At 58.6% G+C, this 22187-nt stretch carries 19 protein-coding genes and 3 pseudogenes; 13 read left to right on the forward strand and 9 right to left on the reverse strand.

The genetic code is table 11. The features are described 5' to 3' along the window. Window positions 1-106: 106 nt before the first annotated feature. Entirely contained in the window at window positions 107-2863 is a 2757-nt protein-coding gene (locus VC35_RS06400; RefSeq protein WP_046038561.1) for an autotransporter family protein, read from the reverse strand. 205 nt (window positions 2864-3068) lie between these two features. Here VC35_RS06400 and VC35_RS06405 point away from each other — a divergent pair, with 205 nt between their 5' ends. Continuing rightward, entirely contained in the window at window positions 3069-3287 is a 219-nt protein-coding gene (locus VC35_RS06405; RefSeq protein ID WP_046038562.1) for a cold-shock protein, read from the forward strand. Between the two features lie 409 nt (window positions 3288-3696). On the opposite strand, the gene VC35_RS06410 is transcribed toward VC35_RS06405, so the two are convergent. From VC35_RS06410 to nirB, 4 genes are all read right to left on the reverse strand, one after another. Beyond that, window positions 3697-4218, reverse strand: a complete 522-nt coding sequence (locus VC35_RS06410) for a DUF3016 domain-containing protein (RefSeq protein ID WP_046038563.1) — start codon at window positions 4216-4218, stop codon at window positions 3697-3699. 145 nt (window positions 4219-4363) lie between these two features. Next, complete coding sequence (locus tag VC35_RS06415) at window positions 4364-4804, reverse strand: CBS domain-containing protein (protein WP_046038564.1); 441 nt, start codon at window positions 4802-4804, stop codon at window positions 4364-4366. Window positions 4805-4905: 101 nt separating this feature from the next. After that, window positions 4906-5292 (reverse strand): nitrite reductase small subunit NirD, encoded by a 387-nt coding sequence (gene nirD / locus VC35_RS06420; protein WP_046038565.1) that lies wholly within the window; start codon window positions 5290-5292, stop codon window positions 4906-4908. Then, window positions 5292-7853: a nitrite reductase large subunit NirB gene (gene nirB / locus VC35_RS06425; RefSeq protein ID WP_046038596.1), complete on the reverse strand. Its 2562-nt coding sequence runs from the start codon at window positions 7851-7853 to the stop codon at window positions 5292-5294. The genes nirD and nirB overlap by 1 nt, the downstream gene beginning before the upstream one ends. A gap of 936 nt (window positions 7854-8789) precedes the next feature. Between nirB and VC35_RS06430 the strand changes: the two genes are divergently transcribed. The 4 genes from VC35_RS06430 to VC35_RS06440 all read left to right on the forward strand — a co-directional run bounded on the left by VC35_RS06430 (window position 8790) and on the right by VC35_RS06440 (window position 13156). Beyond that, window positions 8790-9350, forward strand: coding sequence for a lipid-binding SYLF domain-containing protein (locus VC35_RS06430; protein WP_046038566.1), 561 nt, complete (start codon window positions 8790-8792; stop codon window positions 9348-9350). 224 nt (window positions 9351-9574) lie between these two features. Beyond that, entirely contained in the window at window positions 9575-10789 is a 1215-nt protein-coding gene (gltS, locus tag VC35_RS06435; RefSeq protein ID WP_046038567.1) for a sodium/glutamate symporter, read from the forward strand. 167 nt (window positions 10790-10956) lie between these two features. Further along, the gene (locus VC35_RS29930) at window positions 10957-11256 is read left to right on the forward strand and encodes a hypothetical protein (protein WP_080925276.1); all 300 of its coding nucleotides are present in this window, start codon (window positions 10957-10959) and stop codon (window positions 11254-11256) included. Window positions 11257-11416: 160 nt separating this feature from the next. Continuing rightward, window positions 11417-13156 carry a dipeptidase gene (locus tag VC35_RS06440; RefSeq protein WP_046038568.1) on the forward strand — a complete coding sequence of 580 codons (1740 nt, stop codon included), beginning with the start codon at window positions 11417-11419 and terminating at the stop codon, window positions 13154-13156. 102 nt (window positions 13157-13258) lie between these two features. Here the strand turns inward: VC35_RS06440 and VC35_RS28685 are convergent. Continuing rightward, window positions 13259-13525: pseudogene (locus VC35_RS28685) on the reverse strand (transposase); the annotation flags it as partial. 243 nt (window positions 13526-13768) lie between these two features. On the opposite strand from VC35_RS28685, the gene VC35_RS06450 reads away from it, so the two are divergent. The 3 genes and pseudogenes from VC35_RS06450 to VC35_RS29475 form a co-directional block, all read left to right on the forward strand. After that, on the forward strand, window positions 13769-14641 hold the full coding sequence (locus tag VC35_RS06450; RefSeq protein ID WP_046038571.1) for a GNAT family N-acetyltransferase: 873 nt from the start codon (window positions 13769-13771) through the stop codon (window positions 14639-14641). Then, entirely contained in the window at window positions 14641-15534 is an 894-nt protein-coding gene (gene puuE, locus VC35_RS06455; RefSeq protein WP_046038573.1) for an allantoinase PuuE, read from the forward strand. The genes VC35_RS06450 and puuE overlap by 1 nt, the downstream gene beginning before the upstream one ends. Window positions 15535-15665: 131 nt before the next feature. Further along, a pseudogene (locus VC35_RS29475) lies at window positions 15666-15788 on the forward strand (IS30 family transposase); the annotation flags it as partial. A 22-nt stretch (window positions 15789-15810) separates the two neighbouring features. Here VC35_RS29475 and VC35_RS06460 read toward each other — a convergent pair. Then, window positions 15811-16698, reverse strand: coding sequence for a LysR family transcriptional regulator (locus tag VC35_RS06460; RefSeq protein ID WP_046038576.1), 888 nt, complete (start codon window positions 16696-16698; stop codon window positions 15811-15813). A gap of 136 nt (window positions 16699-16834) precedes the next feature. Between VC35_RS06460 and VC35_RS06465 the strand changes: the two genes are divergently transcribed. The 3 genes from VC35_RS06465 to VC35_RS06475 are packed head-to-tail and all read left to right on the forward strand — an operon-like array spanning window position 16835 to window position 18726. After that, a complete protein-coding gene (locus VC35_RS06465) occupies window positions 16835-17821 on the forward strand; it encodes a zinc-binding alcohol dehydrogenase family protein (protein WP_046038577.1) in 987 nt (328 codons plus the stop codon). A gap of 17 nt (window positions 17822-17838) precedes the next feature. Beyond that, complete coding sequence (locus VC35_RS06470) at window positions 17839-18324, forward strand: YybH family protein (RefSeq protein WP_046038578.1); 486 nt, start codon at window positions 17839-17841, stop codon at window positions 18322-18324. 9 nt (window positions 18325-18333) lie between these two features. Then, window positions 18334-18726, forward strand: a complete 393-nt coding sequence (locus VC35_RS06475; RefSeq protein ID WP_046038580.1) for a DoxX family protein — start codon at window positions 18334-18336, stop codon at window positions 18724-18726. A gap of 175 nt (window positions 18727-18901) precedes the next feature. On the opposite strand, the gene VC35_RS06480 is transcribed toward VC35_RS06475, so the two are convergent. Next, entirely contained in the window at window positions 18902-19873 is a 972-nt protein-coding gene (locus VC35_RS06480; RefSeq protein WP_046038582.1) for a threo-3-hydroxy-L-aspartate ammonia-lyase, read from the reverse strand. A gap of 53 nt (window positions 19874-19926) precedes the next feature. Next, complete coding sequence (locus VC35_RS06485) at window positions 19927-20286, reverse strand: RidA family protein (protein ID WP_046038584.1); 360 nt, start codon at window positions 20284-20286, stop codon at window positions 19927-19929. Between the two features lie 529 nt (window positions 20287-20815). Between VC35_RS06485 and hutC the strand changes: the two genes are divergently transcribed. Further along, a complete protein-coding gene (hutC, locus tag VC35_RS06490; RefSeq protein WP_046038586.1) occupies window positions 20816-21568 on the forward strand; it encodes a histidine utilization repressor in 753 nt (250 codons plus the stop codon). 391 nt (window positions 21569-21959) lie between these two features. Further along, a pseudogene (locus tag VC35_RS06495) lies at window positions 21960-22187 on the forward strand (urocanate hydratase); the annotation flags it as partial.

The raw sequence follows: 22187 nt of genomic DNA on the forward strand, positions 1-22187 counted from the left end.
CCTTGAGTCGCGCCAGAGCGACGCAACCCAAAGAAGGAGCAAGGTACTCACCAAGTACCACTCTTAGTGCAAACTTCACTTAGGGACCAACAAACGTTTCCACGACCTACCAACTCATGCGCAGGCCCACGGTGCCCGTCGTACCGCTCAGATCATTGCCGTCCAGATTGAAGCTGTATCCGACGCTGCCATAGACGCTGATATCTGAAGTCAGTTTGGCTGCAATCCCCGCATCGATGTCAGCGGATGAAGACTTGTGTTCGGTCTTGATCCGGTCCACATCATCGTAGGTGACGGTGTCGTAACCGCCAAATGTACGCCAGAGGTTGGCCCTCACATACGGTTCCAGCGGGATGTTGTCGGCCTGGTAACGCCCTTTGAGTCGGGTGCCGAGGCGGCCCGTCCAGTAATCCTGCGAGTCGAAGGACACGTCGGAAATTCCGTCGTTCTGATCATCCAGATCGATCTGCTGGTTGATTATCTGTACCTGGGGTTCTGCAACCCAGTTTTCCGAGACGCGAATGGGATATCCCGCTTCAGCCGACAGGGTCACCGCATCGCCCTTGGTGTCCATTTTTACCCCGCGCTCGGAGCTGTTGTCGCCATCCAGGCGCGACCACATTGCCACGGTGTCCACGTACCAGCCGGTGGGGTCTATCAGGGTCCAGTATGCCCCGAAGTGATCGCCATCGAGCTTCACCCGACCCGAGCGGCGGTCCTGAAAGCCTTCGGCAAAACCATCGACATCCCCTTGCAGATGGGTGTGGCCGACAAACAGCCCGGCGCGCTGCAACTGCCCACCGCTGGTCTGCGAGCCGTACAGGTCATGGCCGATCTGGAAGCCCTGGAGTGAGCCATCGAAGCTTGGCGACACGGTGCCGGTCCAGCTTTTCTGCAGGTTGCTGCCATAGGCCCGGCCCCAGCCTGCGGGAACACTGCCGGTTTCGGCCAACAGGCTTTGTTCACCCTGGCGCTCATGGAAGGTGCCCAGTGCTTGCAAAGCCATCAGTTGCGCGGCGGGAACAACCACGGAATACACCGGCACTTCCACGCGATACAGCGGAATCGGGTCTGCGCCTGCGACCGCCGTAGGGATCGGCGGTGTGGTGGCGGCGGGGGTTGGCGACGTCACGGCGGTGAGCTGCGTAGGGGCGGGTTCGGCCAGCTCGGTGGGGACGACAGGGCGTGCGGTCGGTGGCTCGACCGGTGGTTCATCCGGGTCCACCACGGGCGGTACCGTGGGTGGTGGCGTCACCACGGGCGGTACTGTGGGTGGTGGCGTCACTACGGGCGGTACCGTGGGTGGTGGCGTCACTACGGGCGGTACTGTGGGTGGTGGCGTCACTACGGGCGGTACCGTGGGAGGCGGCGTCACCACGGGCGGTACTGTGGGAGGTGGCACGGCCGCCACCGACGATCTCAGGTACCAGTTGTTCTCAGAGCCGGCCGTGACTCCGCCCTTGAACAGGTAGTACTCGTAAGCCCCCGCAGATAGCGAACCTTTCAGGGCAAAGGCGTCGATGCTGCTAGTGGCACCATTTCGCGCCTGTACCACTTCGATACCGTTTTGCCGGGTCAGCCCGCCAAGTCCGCCCAGATTGGTAACGCCCAATTGGGTGTTGCCGCTGATGGTGCCCTGGGAGACCACCAGTTTGTCGCTGGCGGAACTGTCGTCGCCGAGCACCGTTTGCAGCAGTAATTGGCCACCGTTGCCGACATAGTTGCCGTGGACTGTGAGTAAGTCGGTTGCACTGTTGCTGCCAGTGGTCATGTCGATGGCGCCCGCGTTGTTCAGTGTTGCCAATTGGCCCGCGGTATAGGGGCGTATGCTGCCTTGGGTCACGGCCAGGGTGCTGCTGCCATCAATCGAGAATTCGCCGGTTTCGGTCGCGCTGTCGCCGAGGAAAAAATCCCCGGCCAAGTCGAAGTGCGAATGGTTGGTGAGATTGACGCTTTCCCAGCCGATGTACCGGGAAGGCGTGGCCGACGTGGTTTTGTCTAAGGTCAATTGGTCGTCGCCCAAACCGCCGTCGATGAAGGGTGTAAGGCTCAGCAGGCTTTCGTTCAGGTCGCCGAGCAGGACGGTGTCGTCACCATCGCCCATGAGCACCGCTGATTTGATCTGGCCGCCGTTCGTCCACTTGAACTGGTCATTGCCGACGCTGGTACGGATTTCACCATTGATCACCCCCCCCGAGACGGTGATGCTGTCATCGCCACCGCTGGTGCTGATGTTGCCGCCAATGGTGCCGCCCGACACGATAATGGTGTCCTTGTCGAACCCTGTGACCAGGTTGCCGTCAATCGCACCGCCAGACATGTCGAAAATGTTGGTGTACAGCTTCATGTCGACGCGACCGATTCTACCGGCGGTCATCTTCGCGATATCGCCATCGACAAATGCGTCGACGATTCTGCCACCCGTCATCAGAAAGGTATCGCGCCCTCCCCCTTGGGCCAGGGACTGGATCTGCCCGCCGGTCATGATGAAATCATCGGTACCGTCATCTTGTATCACCGCGCCATTGATCTGGCCGGCGGATATTTGCAACGAGTCCGCGCCATTACGTTGATCAAGCTTGCCGGTGATGAGGCCGGAGTCCATCACTACTCGGTCAACGCCGTCGCCGAAGATGACATTGCCGTTGACGGTGCCGTTTCCATTGGCCGGAAAGGTCAATGTGTTGTTGCCGTCGGTGTCGGTGAGCGGAGCACTGGTGCCGCTGTCACAGGTGTAGGCAGTGTCACCGACACTGCTCACCAAGTTACACGCCGCCTGTGCTTGTTGTAATGCCAAGCTTAATATTGACAATGCTCCTACTTGGAGCAGCCCGTTTTTTCCTACGCGCACGGCAAGGCTCATAAGCCCCCTTAGTTCTGAACGTTATTATTGATTGTGGTAAACCTGACTTCGGGATTATGTTTAGCTCATGGATATTCAATCCACAAGTTACTGGATGTTTTTTGGTGAGTGTATGAGCTAACTCGCACTTCGGATCGGGGATGTTTTATTCGTCGTTTTCTCTCGCCTGTGAATGGGAGAGTTTGACAACCAGGAGGGTTATGGCATGGCGACAGGCGTAGTGAAATGGTTCGATGATGCGGTAGGTACAGGGCTCATCATCGCTGATGAAGGTGGGCAAGACCTTTTTGCACACTTTAGAAGTATATGCGGTGATGGCTCTGAGACACTATCTAAGGGTCAAAGAGTAGAGTTCGAGATTGTGCATGGTCCGAACGGACTACAGGCCGATCTCATTCGGCCGCTACAAGACCCATTGAACTAGTTTTCAACCGAACTGTATGGGTCGATTGCAGCCTTTCACGACAGACAGCAACTGGCCTAATTCCGTCCGAGCAGAATTACACCACGACTCTTATTGGGTAAGACAAAGTACTCAGGATCAATAAAGCCAGGCACTTCCTTACTTTGGATTACCCGCTTTACCCCCTGACTACACGGTCAGCGGTATAAAAATTGGTACAAGCTTCATTCCCTCCTACGGCGTCCAGCGGACCTCATACAATCCCTACTTTAGAGGACCGTCGTACGCCTGCTCGCAGGTCACTCCCCGGGCTCTGGTCAGCGCGTTTGGCTACGAGGCGAGCGGCAAGGTTGTCGACCGCTCCGCGCACGCCGTCAGTAGAAGCGCGAGCGGCAGTAGCGGCAGTAGCGTCAGCAGAGTACAGGGTGGTTCAATCCAACCCGCTCTGATGTTGCCCGGCGAATTGTCTGTGGAACCAGTCCGAGAGCATGGCCTTCTCGGAGTAGAGCCGGTCACTTCTGTTGGCACGCCCCGGACGCTGGAGGTAGAGCTGATCCATGACCCTGGCGTCGGCTTGGCTCACGATCTGGCCGTTTTGTTTGAGCACGTAATGTAGATCGATGCTCGGCCAAGTGATGTCGCGCATGAAGCGCACCTCGTAGGCATCAGGCCTCCAAGGTTCATAGCGACCGGCCAGGTCGATGTTGCGTATTTCAATTTGCAACTGCTGGCCGGGTGGCAGGTACCGCTCGCCAAGCTTCTGGATGTAGCTACGCAACTCTTTCATGACATAAGGATCGGCACCACGTTCATAGCCCGGACGATCAAGGCTGGCATCGCTGAATTTTTCGGGGTTCTTGAAGACGACTTCGACCGAAGTCGCTGCGGTGGCAAGTGGCACCATAAATAGCGCCAGCAGTGCGATCGAGGTGTAAACGGCAATTGAGCGCATGGTTCACCTCCAAGTGCAGCGCTTTTCAACGCATGCTGCACCGTGTCTAGGGGCGCTCTCAATTAGTTTTCACGCCGCGACGGAAAAACTAATTGAGAACGCCCCCTAGTTTACACCTGAGGTGATCCACCCTGCCCCGGTCGCTTTAATGCCCGCGAATGTAGTGTTCCAGTTGCCGGATCAACTCGGCCTGCTCGACGATGGCTTCTTTGACCAGATCACCAATCGACAACAGGCCGATCAGTTGGTCGCCCTCCACCACCGGCAGATGGCGCAGATGACTGTCGGTCATGACCGCCATGCAACGCTCAATACTCTGCTGACTGTCTGCTGTCACGACGGGTGCGCTCATGATGGCCCGGACCGGCGTACCGACCGAAGAGCGCCCCTGTAGAACGATCTTGCGCGCATAGTCGCGTTCGCTGATAACGCCGACCACCTGCCCCTCCTCTATGACCGGTAGGGCACCGACGTTTTTTTCGGCCATCATCTTCAACGCTTCAAGCACCATCTGGTCTGGCGCGATGCTATGCACCCGCCGGTTCTGCACGGCCTTGAGTTTCAGCAGTTGTGCGGCTGTTTTCATACGAGCCTCCGATACTGTTTTTCATTGATCATCGACTCCGCCGGAGCCTGGCATGATTCATTGATTGAATAAGCGCTCAGCCCCCGGCGAAATCCATGGGGTCAGGCCACCGCGACCTCCACCCGGCCTGCGTTCAGGCGCACCGGCCAGACCCGCAGGCGCTGCTGCGGATACTCCAGGCAACTGCCGTCCTCAAGGCGGAAATGCTGTTTGTAGAGTGGCGAGGCAATCACCAGATCGCCCTTGATGCTGCCGATCAGCCCCCGACCGATGACATTCGCCCCGGATTGCGGGTCATGATTATCGACGGCATAGAGGGTCTTGCCTTCGGCATCCGGCAGGTAGAACAGCGCCACTTGTGCACCGTCGAGCCAGGCGACGACGCCGGAGTTACTCACCAGATCCTCCTGGCTGCACACCGCTTGCCAGGCATCGGGATTGACCAGGGAGGAACTGCAATAGGCGCGCTGGGTATCGGACTGGCTCATCAGGCAATCTCCTCGATGACAGGGATAAGGTGGAGTTCAGAGGCCATGATCGGCCGGCGCTGACCGCGTTCCTGGACAAAATGGATGTCCGGGTCCGGGCGTTGATCGTTGACGAAGGTGCGGAAGCGCTTGAGTTTTTCCGGGTCTTTCAGGGCGTTGGCCCATTCGCATTCGTAGCGGTTGACCACCAATTGCATCTGCGATTCGAGCTCAAGGCCAAGCCCCAGGCTGTCGTTGATGATCACGTCCTTGAGGTAATCCAGGCCGCCCTCCAGGCTCTCGCGCCAGACCGAAGTGCGCTGCAATTTGTCGGCGGTGCGGATGTAGAACATCAGGAACCGGTCGATGTAGCGAATCAGGGTGGCGTCATCGAGGTCGGTGGCGAACAACTCGGCGTGGCGCGGGCGCATGCCGCCGTTACCGGCCACGTAGAGGTTCCAGCCTTTCTCGGTGGCGATCACGCCCACGTCCTTGCTCTGCGCCTCGGCGCACTCACGGGTGCAACCGGAAACCGCGAACTTGAGCTTGTGTGGCGAGCGCAGGCCCTTGTAGCGATCCTCGAGGGTCAGGGCCATTTTCACGCTGTCCTGTACGCCGTAACGGCACCAGGTGCTGCCGACGCAGGACTTCACCGTGCGGGTCGATTTGCCGTAGGCGTGCCCGGTTTCGAAACCCGCTGCAATCAGCTCGGCCCAGATGTCCGGCAACTGATGCAACTGAGCGCCGAACAGGTCGATGCGCTGCCCGCCGGTGATTTTGCTGTAGAGGTCGTATTTCTTCGCCACCACGCCAATCGCGATCAGCTTGTCCGCCGTGATCTCCCCCCCGGCGATGCGTGGCACCACCGAATAGGTACCGTTTTTCTGCATGTTGGCCATGAAGGTGTCGTTGGTGTCCTGCAACGGCACCAGCGACGCGTCCATGATCGGCTGGTTCCAGCACGAGGCGAGGATCGAACCCACCGCCGGTTTGCAGACGTCGCAACCGGTGTGGCCACGGCCATGTTTGGCCAACAGTTCGTCGAAGGTGATCACGCCCTCTACCCGTACCAGCGCATAAAGCTCCTGGCGGGTGTAGGCGAAGTGTTCGCACAGGCTTTTGTCGACACTGACGCCACGGGCAATCAACTCATGCTCGAAGACTTGCTTGAGCAGGCCGGCGCAACCGCCGCAGCCGGTGCAGGCCTTGGTCTGCGACTTGAGTTGGCCCAGGTCGGTGCAGCCGCCGTCGATGGCCGAACAGATGGAGCCCTTGGTGACGTTATGACAGGAGCACACCGTGGCCGACTCGGGCAGCGCACCCGGGCCCAGGGTCGGCGCGCCTTCGCTGGACGGCAGAATCAGGCTGGCGGGTTCTGCTGGCAAGGCGATGCCGTTCTGCATGTATTGCAGCAGGGTGTCGTAATAGCTGTTGTCACCGACCAGCACCGCACCGAGGACGTGTTTGCCACTTGCATCCACCACCAGGCGGCGATAGCTGGCGCTGGTTTCGTCGATGAATTGATAGCTGCGCGCGCCCGGGGTGTTGCCGTGGGCGTCGCCGATGGAGCCGACGTCCACCCCCAACAGCTTGAGCTTGGTCGACATGTCGGCACCGGTGAACGGCTCGGCGACTTCGTTGCACAGACGAGCCGCAACGCTGCGTGCCATCTGGTAGCCCGGCGCGACCAGGCCGAACAGGCTGCCGTTCCATGAAGCGCATTCACCGATGGCGTAGATGTTCGGGTCGCAACTGAGGCACGTGTCGTCGATCACCACGCCACCGCGCGGACCGATCTCCAGCGCGCATTGACGGGCCAGCGCGTCTTGAGCGCGGATACCGGCGGAAAACACGATCAGGTCGGTTTCGAGGAATTCGTCATTGGCGAAATTCATGCGATAGCGGTACTGCTCACCCGCGCTGATCGATTGCGTGGCGCGGGACAGATGTACACCGACGCCCAGTCGTTCGATCTGCGCCTTGAGCGCCTGGCCACCGAGGTCATCGAGCTGTACCGGCATCAAGCGCGGCGCGAATTCCACCACGTGGGCTTCAAGGCCCAGGCTCTTCAACGCGTTCGCAGCTTCCAGACCCAGCAAGCCACCGCCGACCACCACACCACGCCGGGCATTGGCCGCAGCAGCCCGAATGGCATCGAGGTCTTCCAGGGTGCGATAGACCAGACGCGACTCACCTTCGGCGCCTTCGATTGGCGGAACAAACGGATAAGACCCGGTGGCCAGGACCAATTTGTCATACTGGACGCAACCTTGCGAGGTGACCACCTGGCGACGGACGCGGTCGATTTCCAATACCGGTACACCCAAATGCAGCGTAACGCCGGGCGTCCGGTAGAGCGACGCATCGGACAGCGCCAGCGACTCGGCATCACGACCAGCGAAGTACTCGGAAAGATGCACACGGTCATAGGCACGCATCGGCTCTTCACTGAAGACGTGCAGCCGGTATTGGTCAAGCGCTCCCCGCTCGATCAGCTGTTCGACACAATGATGTCCGACCATGCCATTACCGATCACGATCAGCGTTTGCATCTTGTTCAACGTGGCAACATTGGAATTCATAGAAAGCACCCAGCCCGAGCCCATCACGGTTTTAAAAGCAAAAAAAAACGCCTGAAACCTTTCGGTTCCAGGCGTCTTTGCCTGTTCTTTTGCGGTGTTGAAACCAGGCATCTATGCCTGATCCACCGATGCTGCCCACGACCTGTTCGGCCAATCGATCGTCGTTGACCGAGGGGGCTGTCCACACGAATGCTCTCCAGGTGGACCTGATGTCAGCCTTGCAGCCTTTGTGCCAGTCAGCCACAGAGAGGCTTCAACTATCTGGAAACACGGACTTTTGAGCCAGGGGGGGTTGTCACAACGCTGGAGCTACCGCAGGCGAAAGCGCTTTGCGGCGCTTCCGAGTGGTGCACGTTGTTGCGCATAGCGCTTTATAAAAGTGCATGTACAGCTCGATTCCACAGCTCGCTGCAACGAAACCCTGTTTCTGGCTGTGATCAGCTTTTCCTGTCAGCCCTGTCATGTCGTCGTCACATCCACCACGCACAATGGGATCAGCCAAAAGGATTTGGCCCATCTACAAAGAGCCTGGCCGACGCCGGACTTTTTCATTGCTACGACATGTTTTTCACGAAACGCTCACAAGATGGAGCGCAGATTGAAAGCACAAAAGGATTTGACCCCAAACAGAAGGCCCGCCATTGCGCGGGCCTTTTGCTGCCTGCATTGAGCGCGTGACGAAGCGATTTCAACCCTTCGCAAGGTGAAACTGGCGGCCAGAAGCAGAACTGACAGCGAACCTGGCCATTACGCAGTGGTCATAACAGCTGATGTCAGCGTAAACGATCAGTGGCCCAGAGCCGACTTCATTCAGGAGCGCTGCCTGCAATTCACACATTTCAGGGCGCGCCGGATAACCTCAGTGGGTTCGGTTCCTGCATGACGCAGGTACTTGCCGCTGCTCTCATCCCCCTGCTCCCTCAGCGGAGTACGCAAATGACTCAATCAATGCGGTTCTTCCTCTCGTTCTTCTTCGCGATTGCAACATTGGCATCGGCTGGTTTCCTGAACAATGCCGGAGCAGCCACCGCCGAGGATCTGAATGCCGACGCACGACAAGCGTTGCAGATGCTCTACAAGACCCATCCTTTTTCCGAAACCATCTCGCACCAAGCCAAAGCCGTACTGGTATTCCCGAACATCATCAAGGCCGGTCTCGTGTTCGGCGGTAGCTACGGCGAAGGCGTACTGATGAAAGGCTCGAAAGTCGAGAACTACTACAACTCCGTCAGCGGTTCATGGGGGCTGCAGGCCGGCGCCCAGTCGTACGGCTATGCGGTTTTTCTGATGACCGATAAAGCCGTGAAATATGTCGCTGAAACCAAGGGCTGGGAAATCGGTGTGGGACCAACGGTTGTCGTGGTGGATGAAGGGGTTGCGAAGAACCTGTCCAGCTCGACACTGAAAGACGACGCCTACGCGTTCATCTTCGACCAGCAAGGATTAATGGCGGGGATCAGTATCGAGGGTACGAAGATTTCGCTGATCAAGCGCTGAAGTCTGCGTCTGACTGGCCATCGGGAGCGTGATGGCGGCCTATGCCAACCCGGATGAGTTTACCCGTTTAGGCTAGGCTGTCCTCACTCCTGGCGCACAGACGCACCTGATGATTGGGAAGCCATCTGGACGAGCAAGGCTGTTTCGACCGTTCATTGATACAGGTCTAAACATTGAACGAGCGAATCCTGATAATGATTTTCCAGTTTTTAGGTAGGCCTTAAATGACTTCACAGATCTTCCAGGTTCACGGCCTCGTGAGTTTTACACTCGCCATCCTCCTGCTTTTCCTCGGCAAGACCCTCGTCCAGCACAACACCTTTCTGCGTCAATACTGTATCCCGGAATCGGTGGTCGGCGGCTTCGTCTGTGCGGCGGTGACGTCCTTGCTGTACTTCGGCCTGAAGATCCAGATCGAATTCGACCTGCAAGTTCGCGACACCCTGCTGCTCTATTTCTTTGCCGGCATTGGCTTGAAATCGGACATGCGCCAACTGCTCAAGGGGGGGCGCCCGCTGCTGATCCTGCTGTTGCTCGCCGCCGTGTTCATCCTGTTGCAGAACTCGCTGGGCATGGGTGTGGCCCAGGCGTTTGGGCTTGATCCCAAGGCGGGCTTGATGGTCGGTTCCATTTCCCTCACGGGTGGCGTGGGCACCACCCTGGCCTGGGCACCACTCTTCGTCGAAAAACTGGGCATCAGCAACGCCCACGAACTGGGCATCGCCAGCAACACCGTCGGCCTGATTGCCGCTTGCGTCATCGGCGGCCCTATCGCCAACCAGTTGATACGCCGTTATCAACTGACGCCGTCCAGGGATGCGGAGCTGGAAGTCGGCATTCTCGAGCAACAACCGAGCAAGGCGCTGGACTACTACGACGTGCTCTGGGCCTGGATGTGGCTCAACCTGACCCTGATGGCCGGTTACGGGCTCAATCTGGTGCTGGTCGATGCCGGCGTCACCCTGCCCAAGTTTGTCAGCTGCCTGTTCGCGGGCATCGTCATTCACCACCTCGTTCTGGCCTTTGTAGGTGATCAGCGACTGAAAACCTGGAGCGGTGCCAGCCTGGGCCTGTCGCTGATCTCCGATATCTGCCTGGGCATGTTCTTGACCATGGCCCTGATGGGGCTTCAGCTATGGCAGCTCAACGGCGCGTTGATGTTCATTCTGTGCGCAATGACCCTGCAAATCCTGCTGACGGTCGCCTATACGTATTTTGTGGTCTTCCGCTGTATGGGCCGCAATTACGAAGCCAGCGTGATTGCTTCCGGATTCGGCGGGATTGCCCTCGGTTCCACGGCAACGGCCATCGTCAACATGTCGACCGTGACGCAAAAGTACGGTGCGGCGCACCAGGCCTTCCTGATCGTGCCGCTGGTGTGCGGCTTTTTCATTGACCTGGTCAATGCCGTGATCATCAGCATGTTCAGTGGTCTGTAGCGACCTCAACTGGACTCTTGGACGGCCAGACACACCGAACTCAGGAAAGCGGACGAAAGGAGCAGCAGGATCGATGCCGCAAGGATAGGCTCAGAGTAAGAGTGTACCCCGGCCCTGATCCGGCCAGGTACGATCTCAAATGCGCCTCTTGCTACAGGGGAACCGGGATGACGGGACACACTGTGCGCCAATGCTCGTCATGGATCCTGCTATCCCTGCTCGCCATCGACCTGGCACTGACAGCGGGATGTTCAGGCAAAGCCACCACGGCTCGATATTCAGCCCCAAACACTGGTTCAACCTGCTACGCAAAAGCCCTCCCCACTGTCGGCGAAGGTGGCCTCGCCTGGGCGGACACCTTGGACATGGCTCGCCAGAAATCCATGGATAATTGCATCCGTTATGCGGGCCGTTCCGGCGGCACGCCGAATACCTGCCACGTGGTGATGGCGGAATGTAAGCATTGATAGAGCGGTTTTTCATTTCTGCGCCGCTTTTGCATTTTTGTGCGACAGATCCCACTTCAGGGGCTCCCGTTTCACACGCTCGCGGTGTTAGTTTTGAAATGTTTCTGATCGACCGATCAGATATTTCTTACAAACCGCCTGCAAAGGAATGCCCCCAGCAATGGATTTTTCCCTCAAGCATCTGGCTGCGACCACCCTCATGCTCGCCAGCCTTTCGTCGTTCACCACCGCTGCCCACGCCAACATCACCCCGCAACAGAACGCGATCATCCTCAAGACCTTCAGCGATGCGTCGGTCAAGGATTTCAGGCAGTTCCTGGGAAGCCTGGCCAAGAGCGATATCGCCAAGACCGACGACCTCGGCTCGGCCATCAGCGCGTTCCTCGACAACAAGACGCTTAGCGCTGAACAGCAAAACGAAATCCATCGTTTGCTTGGCCTCTATGCCCGGGTGAAATACGGCAGCGCGGCCACCGAAACCTTGAAGGAGCTGGTGGCCATTCCCACCGTGAACGTGGACGGGGTAGCCCAGCACTACAATCCCGAATTCATCAAGATTGCCGAGAAGATCAAGGGCCTGGCCCAGGCGTTCAACCTGAACTTTCGCAACATCGACAACCGCGTCTACGAGATCTCCCTGGAAGGCAGCGGCGATGAAGTCGTGGGCATCCACGCCCATGCCGATGTGGTGCCGGTGACGCCGGAAAACTGGGTACTGCAGGACGGCACCCGCCTCGATCCGTTCAAGGTCACCCTGATCGGCGATCGCATGTATGGCCGGGGCACCGAGGATGACAAGAACGGCATCGTGGTGGCGCTCTACGCCATGAAGATCATCAAGGAAGAGAAGCTGCCGCTGGCCCGCAACTTCAAACTGCTGGTGGACACCACCGAAGAGACCACGGGCGACGCCATCCCCTACTACTTCGAACGCAACCCCACCCCCAACTACAACCTGGCACTGGATGGCGGCTACCCGGTGGTGATCGCCGAGAAAGGCTACGGCACGGTCATGGCCAGCTTCGCCAAGCGCGCAGCGCAGGGCAAGGGCGCGGAAATCACCTCGATGACCGGCGGCCTGGCCACCAACCAGATTCCGTCGACATCGGTCGCGACCCTGGTGACCGACAAGCCCGCCGAACTGGCCGCCAGCCTGCAAAAGGCCGGCACCGAATATGCCAAGCGTAACGGCGGCAACTTCGAGGTCGCCGCCAAGGTCGACGGCAAGGACGTCAAACTGACGGTCACCGGTGTGTCCGCCCACTCCTCCGAGCCCGAGTCCGGCGTCAACCCGGTGGCCAGGATGCTCGACTTCCTCAATGGCCTCGACGGCAAGGTCGCGCTCAAGCACAACCAGATCACGGACGCCGCCCGCTACGCCGCCGACAACTGGGGGCTGGACTACCTGGGTGGCAAGTTGGGGGTCGGTTTTGCCGATGAATTCATGGGTCCGCTGACCACCTCCCTGACCTATGTCGGGATGGACGACAAAGCCTTCAAGCTTGCGGTCAACCTGCGCGTGCCGAAGGGCAAGTCGCCAGAGGTGCTCAAATCCGAAATCGCCGTAAAACTGGACGCCTGGAGCAAGAAGACCCGCATCGCACCAGCCTTCGACCTGTCGATTGCCGAACCGATGTACCGCAACCCCGAGGGTGAATGGGTCAAGGCCCTGCTCGCGGTGGCCAGCGAAAACCTCGGCATGGAACACAAGTTCGGCACCTCCGCCGGCGCCACCTCCGTGCATGAACTGCCCAACGGCGTGCAATTCGGCCTGGCCATGCCGGACGTCAAATACACCGGCCACAACGACAACGAGTTCAAGACCACCGAGCAGTTCCTGCTGGACTTGCAGATCGTGACCGAAATGATGGGCCGCATCGGGCAATTGCCGAAACTGTGATCCCCCTTCGGACCCGCCGCCCTGGCGGGTCCTTTGCTTTCACTCCCACTCCCAAATCACATGCCGGCCCTTGTAGGAGATTCTATGGTTGAGGAAAAGTCCTCAACCGGCTTTTGGTTGGTATTCGCTCTGCCCTTTCAGCAGGGCGAATACAATCCGAGCCAGCTTCCTAGCCAGGATGACCAGGGCCTGTGTGGTGCTGAAGCCCCGAGCCCTTTGTTCTTCGTAAAACCCTTTCCAAACAGACGTACGACTGGCCGACATGGCGGCATTGTGCAGAAGTCGGCGAGCCTCGGGGTCGCCTCGCTTGCTCAGGCTTCGGCGGCTGTCTTTTTGTCCTGACTTTGCCACTCGTAGGTCCATCCCCAGCGGTCCTGCACCCAGCCGATATCACTGACGTGCAGCCTGACCATCAACGTGCCCATCGTCTTGTTCTGGGCACGTGCGATCTTCTGCTCTCGGATGACAGGCAGTCGATCCGCGGGACCACTCAGCTCGCAATGCGCGACAATGGCGTGACGACCTGGATCAATACTCAGGTTGAAGCTATACCGAAAGGGTTCTGAGTGGGATGGACCACACGCTCGATTAGCGACTGAGGAGAACTTCGCGGTGTCGAATCAGCTGGTCATACGCAACATGACCCGTCCCGAGCTGGACGAGCTCGTCGACTGGGCTGCCCGTGAAGGTTGGAATCCCGGCCTTCACGATGCCGAGCTGTTCTGGGCTACGGACCCTGCCGCCTTCATCGCGGCGTACCAGGACGGCGAAATGATCGGTGGCGGTGCCATCACCTCCTACAATGGCGAATTCGGTTTCATGGGTTTTTTCATCGTCCGGCCTGAATATCGCGGTCAAGGTCAGGGCAATACCCTCTGGCACGCACGCCGCGAGCGACTCCTCGCCCGCCTGCGCCCAGGCGCGAGCATCGGCATGGACGGCGTCTTCGCAATGCAGGACTACTACGCCAAAGGTGGTTTCGTCTTCTCCCATCGCAACATGCGTTTTCGTGCCAATCCCACCGCCCGCCCGACGACCTCGCAGGTAGACGGCCAGGACATAGTCCCGTTGGCCTCCTTCCCGTTCGATCAGGTTGTCGCTTACGACCGCACCTGTTTCCCCGCCGCGCGCACAAGCTTCCTGAGCGGGTGGATAGCCCAGGCCGACGCGCTCGCCGTGGGTTGCCGGCGCGAGGGCAGGCTAAGCGGCTATGGCGTAGTAAGGCGCTGCCGGGAAGGCTACAAGATCGGCCCCTTGTTCGCCGATGACGCCCTGGCAGCCAATGCCATCTACGCGCGCCTGGCGGAATTTGCCGAGGGTGGCCCGCTGTTTCTCGATGCCCCGCAGAATAACCCCGCCGCGATGGCGCTCGTGCACCAACAGGGCATGGTCGAGGTTTTCGGCTGCGCACGCATGTACCTCGGCCCTCCTCCGGCAATCGCGCACGAACGTGTGTTCGGCGTCACGACCTTCGAGTTGGGCTGATGGCCGCTCGCGACCTCATCGGATATGGTGGCTGCCCACCCCACCCGCGATGGCCCGGTGAGGCACGCGTCGCGGTCCAGTTCGTACTCAACATCGAAGAAGGCGCGGAGTCATGCATCCTCAATGGCGATGCCCAGTCGGAAGCCTGGCTTCACGAACTTCCTGGCCGTCCGCCGCGTGGGGGGGAACCGGACTTGAGCGTCGAGGGCATGTACGAATATGGATCGCGCGCAGGTGTGTGGCGCATTCTGGAGCTGTTCAGCGCCCGCGGCATGCCGCTGACCGCCTTCGCCGTCGGCCGGGCACTGGAACTCACCCCGGCGATTGGCCATGCGCTCTGCGCTGCCGGGCATGAGATTGCCGGGCATGGCTACCGTTGGCTGGATTATCGCGACATGCCTGAAGACCAGGAGCGGCGCCATATCCGCCTCACCCTCGATGTGATCGAGCGGATCTGCGGCAAACGCCCCGTGGGTTGGTACACAGGAAGGGTCAGCCAGAACACCCGCCGCCTGTTGCGTGAGGAAGGCGGGTTTCTCTATAGCTCGGACGCCTACAACGATGATCTGCCCTATTGGCTCCCAGGCTCGCCCGCCCACCTGGTGATCCCTTACACACTGGTCAACAACGACGCCCGCTACCTGCTGCCCAATGGTTTCGCCTGCGGTGAAGACTTCTTCCGGTTGCTCAAGGATGCTTTCGACCTGCTGTGGCAGGAGGGCGCGCAACACCCGAAGATGATGAGCGTCGGCCTGCATGGGCGGATCAGTGGCCATCCCGGTCGTGCGATGGCGCTGGCGCGCTTTCTCGATTACGTGCAAGGCCACGACGCGGTGTGGATCTGCCGGCGCGAAGAGATTGCCAGGCACTGGATAGCCCAATTCCCCGCGTGAGTGGCAAGTGGTTCGCAACGGCCTGAGCCACGCTGGCGTATCACCCTCCAATCACTACCCCTTTCCGCGCTCGTCTCGGCTAAGGTGAACGACAACCCGAACATCTACCCCACTGCGCAAGTGATAGCCACTCTGTTCACTCGCAAGCCACGCTCAATGAAGTGGCAAGGCAGCTAAATAGCCGCCCTCGGAAAACACTAAACTACGAAACGCCCGCTGAACGATTTAGCCAATCTGTTGCATCGACCGGTTGAATCCACAACCAAAAGCGGCCCTTTACTCGGAAGTAGACGACACCTCTGCGAGATATCCCATGTACTCCTGCGAGAAGTCCAGGTACGCCCGCACAATGGCAGACGGGTGACGATGTGATGGGTAGAGCAAGTTGATTTGCTGTTCCGGTAGTGGATGTTCGGGAAGTAGCGCAAGTAACTTCCCTTCCCGGATGGCACCCGCCGCCAAAAATGGCGGAAGCTCCGTTACCACATCACCGATCAACGCCCGGCTGCGCAGGTGCGCATAGTCGTTGGTGGACAGCATCGCCTCAGGTTTGAATACCACTCCCCCCAACTGCCATGTCGCATTGGCACCCTGGCTCCAGACCGCACATGGATAACCGTACAAAGCCTCGACGCTGCTAAGTGCACCTAGTCGCTCAATCAATGCCGGACTGGCCACGAGAATGTGACGATAGGTCAGCATGCGGCGGGCGACCATAGTCTCGTGCGCGATCATGCCTACGCGCAGCGCCACATCGACACCATCTTCGATGAGATCGATGCGGCGCTCGGTGGTGTAGACGCTGATCTGGATCTGCGAATAGCGGCGCTGGAAAGCCGACAGTACCTCCCACCACGGTTCAAACGACGGCGGCAATGACAGCCGCAAGCGCCCTTTTAAATGCGCCTGATCACTGATCACGGCCTGTTCGCCTTCAATCAAAGCCTCAATGCCACGGCTCGCATGTTCGTACAATCGCGTCCCCGAATCAGTGAGTTTGGTGCCACGTACAGAACGTTCGAGCAGTTGCACCTTCAACTGCTGTTCAAGCTCGCGAATGCGTCGACTCAAGGTAGGTAGCGGAATGTCCAGGCGCTCAGCTGCGGCCGAGAGGCTACCGGTCTGCGCCACGCTGACAAACATCCGGACGGCGTTGAAGTCCATTACAGCGTTCCTCTCATTTTTGAGATAAAGCTTATCTCTAGCGTGGATTATCTTCCATATACGAGTAGTGGATAGTGCACTCACTTGCTTGAAAACAACGTTTCAACCAACCAGCCACGTACCTGAGAAAACGACCATGAAAGCTTATGTGATTGAACAACCGGGCGGCCCAGAAGTCCTGCAACTGCGAGATATCCCGTCACCCGAGCCAGCTCCGGACGAAGTGCAGATCCGCGTCCGTGCGTTTGGCCTCAACCGCGCAGAAACTTACCTGCGCGCAGGCAAAATGGGTGACATCACCACACCACGCGTGCCCGGCATCGAGGCCGTGGGCGAAGTCATCCATGACCCCGCCGGTGTCTTGCGCACCGGCCAGCGCGTGGCCACGGCCATGGGCGGCATGCAGTTCAGCCGCAATGGCAGCTATGCCGAGCAGGTTACGGTACTGCGCAACAACGTGATCTCACTGGACGACACGTCTCTCTCGTGGGAAGAACTTGCCACTCTGCCGGAGGCGTATCTCACCGCTTGGGGGGCGCTTGACAAGAGTTTAGCCATTCAACATGGCCAGACTCTGCTGGTACGGGGAGGCACTTCATCAGTAGGCCAGGCCGCCATCACCTATGCCAAGGCCCGCGGATTAATAGTGATCGCCACAACGCGCAGCTCTGCGAACACCCAACGCTTGTACGAAATAGGGGCCGACGAGGTCGTCATCGACAGCGGTGACATCGCGCAGCGTATTCGCGAAGTCGCTCCTCAAGGCGTGGATGCCGCACTTGAAGTCGTCGGTGCCACAACACTGCGCGACACGATCAAGACGTTGCGACCGTTCGGTGCGGTGAGCGTCATCGGCCTGCTCGGCGGCCCGCCGGTAGTGGAGCAATTCCACCTGATACAGGACCTGCCTGGCGGAACGCGACTGAACTTCTTCCCGAGCGGCTTATTGGGAACACCGGCCTTGCCATTGCAGGACACGCCGTTGCCGTGGCTCGCAAAGGAACTCGCAGCCAAGCGGATGCCTTCCATCCATACCCGAACCTTCGCCTTCGACGAGGTCCGCCACGCGCACCGCTTGATGGAAAGCGATCGCGCACTTGGCAAGCTCGTCGTCTTGCTCTGACATTAAGGAGTACTGCCATGCGTACCGCATTGATCGCACTGGTTCTCGGCGCGTTTCTACTACCCATGACGGTTCAGGCCGCCAAGCCCGCCTCCGAGAATGCGGTGAAGACTGCCGTCACCCAGCAAATCAACCATTATGAAGCCGCACTGAACGCATCCGACGTCGACAGTGTCATGACCTTGTATGGAGACGATGCCGTGTTCATGCCACAGCACAGCCCGCCGGCCGTAGGCCGTGACGCAGTGCGTGCGGCGTATCGCCAGGTCTTCAACACGATCAAGCTCGACATACGTTTTACCATCGATGAGATCCGACCGCTGTCACGCGACTGGGCGTTTGCGCGTACGCGCTCTAACGGAACGGCCAAGCTGCTGTCCGGCGACCGGCAGGCCAGCGCCGAAGGCAACCAGGAAATCTTCCTGATGCATCGAGAAACCGATGGTCAATGGCGCTTTGCGCGCTACATCTTCTCGACCACCAATCCACCCAGGTTGCCGTGAGAGTCCGACATGAATACCAAGATCGAGTCTTATGTGATGGCCGCGGCCAGAACGTTGATGGCGCTGATTTTCATCTTGTCCGGCCTGTCCAAGATCGGCGAAGCTAATGCCATACGCGGCTACATGGAGATCATGCATGTGCCCGGCGCATTGTTGTGGCCCACGATCCTGTTCGAGATTAGTGCCGGGCTGTTAATCGTTGGCGGCTTCAGAACCCGCGTTACCGCTGCGTCGCTGGCTATCTTCAGTCTGGCGACGGGCGCGATTTTCCACAGCCAGTTCAGCGACCAAATCCAGATGGTGATGTTCCTCAAGAACGTCGCAATGGCTGGTGGATTTGTGCTGTTGGCAGTCGCGGGACCCGGCGCGTTTAGTCTCGACGCTCGTAGGGTTTCAGTCTGACTCAGCTGTCATAAGGCGAAATAGAAAATGCCGGTGGGAAACCACCGGCAGATACGGGTCGGTTTCAGCCCTTCGTGAAAGGCAGCAATCGCAGCGGTCGCTAAAAGAAGCCACAGATCGCACAGGATCTCTTCGGCTCCGCCCCGAAGAGATCGACTAGCGTCAGCGCTAAAAATTACGCCAGCAACCGGGCATACCGATCCAAGTCAATATTACCTCCGCTCACGATCACACCGACGCGTTTACCCTCCAGCACCTTGCCCATCTCACGTACTGCGGCCAACCCCAGGCATCCGGTAGGCTCCACGACCATCTTCATACGCTCGGCAAAAAAACGCATACCCTCGACCAGCTGTACGTCTGTGACAGTCAGGATGTCATCAACGTCGCGGCAAATGATTGGAAATGTATAGTGCCCCAGATGCTGGGTCTGGGCGCCGTCGGCCAAGGTATCTGGTGTGTCGATATGTACAATTTCTCCCCTGCGAAACGACTGTTGACCGTCATTCCCCGCCTGCGGCTCTACACCGTAAAGTTTGCAGTCAGGCGACAGTGCACGGGTTGCCAAGGCACCGCCCGCCAACAGTCCGCCGCCACCGAGGCAAACGAACAGTGCGTCCAGCGGGCCGGTCTCTTGCAATAACTCCATGGTCGCCGTCCCTTGTCCCGCGATGACATCCGGGTGGTCATAGGATGGAATCAAGGTGTAACCATGCTCCTCAGCCAGTTTTCGACCAATGGCTTCGCGGTCCTCGCTGTAACGATCATAGAGCACCACACTGGCTCCGTATTCGCGTGTCGCTGCCATTTTCGAGGCCGGAGCGTCATGGGGCATCACGATGGTCGCGGGAATACCCAGGATACGTGCAGACAAGGCGATGCCCTGGGCGTGATTGCCGGAAGAAAACGCCACCACGCCGGCTTTACGCTGGCGCTCGTCGAAACGGGCCAATGCATTAAAAGCACCGCGGAACTTGAAAGCGCCCATGCGCTGATAGTTCTCGCACTTGAAGAACACCTCGGCACCCAGTTGTCCGTTCAACGTACGTGAGGTCAGCACCGGGGTGCGATGAGCGTGGCCCTGGATACGTTCGGCGGCGTCAAGGACGTCTTGATAGGTAGGGAGCGTCAGTTGCGTCGTGGTCATAGGGCCCTCGCTTTTGATATGAAAATTTTCAGAAGTGTGCGCAATTAATACGCTCAGGCAGTCGCCGCAAGTGCCATGGCTTCCACCTCGACGGCTGAGCCAAAATGCAATTGAGACACTCCTGCAACGGCTCGGGCGGGCCGGTGATCACCTAACCATTGCTCGTAGAGACGATTGAAAGCTGGCCATTGATCAATGTCGGTGACATAGACGCGTATTTGCACCAGGCTGTCTTTGCCCACACCCGCCCGAGTCAGACAATGCTCAAGATTGGCCAGGACCTGGCGGTTCTGTTCCTCGAAACTCTTGTCTGCCAACGCCTGCCCTTGGGCATTGACAGGCAACTGTCCCGAATTCATCACAAACCCGCCGACGATGCAGAGGTGAGCATAGTGCCCCGCGGGAGGACTGATAGAGCGACTGTCAAATTATCAATATGTCCAGAAGCTGGACGTTATGTCTTGAAAAAAATCGCTTGCCGGGCTGGGGGGACGGCTACGCGAGCGCGCCACGGACTGACCGCTGGTATCCCGCATAGTTCGGCTCTGCTGGTCCGGGCGATAACCCTATGAGACCTCGATTTCCATTGTCAGCTTGGGGATGGCAGTCGACGACGAATGACTGCTTTGGGTAGCTGCCCTTCGCGACAGGCAGCTCTCGGCCAGAAGCGGCCCCTCACGTTCAACTGAACCCATGTTACGACCGGGCTAACAGCGCTTGCTCAGGAGCCGCGTACATCTTGAGTTAATTGCCCATCACCCCGCCTCAATCTGGTTGGACTTCCGGGTTTCCAGTATTGGCGGCAGGCCGCTCTCAAGTGGTTGTTCAGAACAGCGCCCCCTTACCCCGTCGATGCATTGCATGCATAGGCGTATCCTTGGCTGCAGAGTAAACTTCGCTCCAGGCCTATCGGAGCAATTCATTTTTATATTGGGAATTATTGTGTCCAAACCTATTGAGGATAATGCATCCCTCGAGCCCTTTTCGCTCGAAAGCCCCTCCCCGCTTTATGCACGGGTCAAGCAAATCATCATGCAGAAGATTCGCTCCGGTGCGTGGCTGCCCAATTCCAAACTGCCCTCTGAAAGTGAACTGCTGAATTTGCTCGGTGTGAGTCGCATGACCATCAACCGGGCGCTGCGAGAACTGACCATTGAGGGTTCGCTGGTGCGCATGCAGGGTGTAGGCACTTTTGTAGCCGAACCAAAAGGCCATGCGGCGCTCTTCGAGATCCACAACATTGCGGAAGAGATTGCGGCCCGAGGTCATGAGCATCGCTGTGAAGTGGTCGTGCTTGAAGAGATGCCTGAACGGGCGCGAGCTTCGATGCCCTTTCCCCTCGAGGGGGTCAAGCGCTTGTTCCATTCGGTTGTCGTGCATCACGAAAATGATGTGCCGGTGCAGATCGAAGAGCGCTTCGTCAATGCCGAGGTCGCACCCGCCTATCTGCAGCAGGACTTTACCAAGGTCACGCCTTACGCCTATCTGATTCAACTGGCCCCGCTGACCGAAGGCGAGCACGTGGTCGAGTCGATTCACGCCAAATCTGCCGAGTGCAAGCTTCTGCAAATCAATCGCTATGAACCGTGCCTGCTGATTCGCCGTCGTACATGGGCGGCAATGGGTCAAGTGGGTTGCGCACGCCTGGTTTACCCAGGTTCGCGCTATCGCCTCGAAGGCAAGTTCGGCAACTGACTCACAGGTCGAGCGGCCCCCGCCTGCCGCTCGATAGACATCTCCCCCTAGCCATCCCTCTGAAGCTGTTACCCGTGCCGACCCAATTGGCAGAATGGTGACACTCCTCAAGCCGAGCGCGTAAAAGTGTTACATAACGCGCAGCTGCCGTGACTACCTATCGAAAAGCTGCAACAACATTTTCGTCCATCCCGCCCCGCTCAGAAATTTCGTATAAATATTAACTATTTGATTTAAAACTATTTTATTTACTTTCTAATTTTCATTCGGCTTTCATCAGGCGCATTTGGCCCTTCACTTGCATTCACTTGTACATACAGGCTGGTATAAGCGCATACAGACATCGTAAGCGTGACTACCACCCCGTTCACCACTGAATGAGGAGATAACCATGACCACCAAGACCACTCGCCTGCGTGATGTCGAAATCCGCTCTGCCCGCGGTAACAAGCTGACCGCCAAGAGCTGGCTGACCGAAGCGCCGCTGCGCATGCTGATGAACAACCTCGACCCGGAAGTCGCCGAGAACCCTAAGGAACTGGTGGTTTACGGTGGCATCGGTCGTGCGGCACGTAACTGGGAGTGCTACGACAAGATCGTCGAAAGCCTGACCAACCTG

The sequence above is a fragment of the Pseudomonas fluorescens genome (assembly GCF_000967965.1).
GTDB lineage: Bacteria > Pseudomonadota > Gammaproteobacteria > Pseudomonadales > Pseudomonadaceae > Aquipseudomonas > Aquipseudomonas grandcourensis.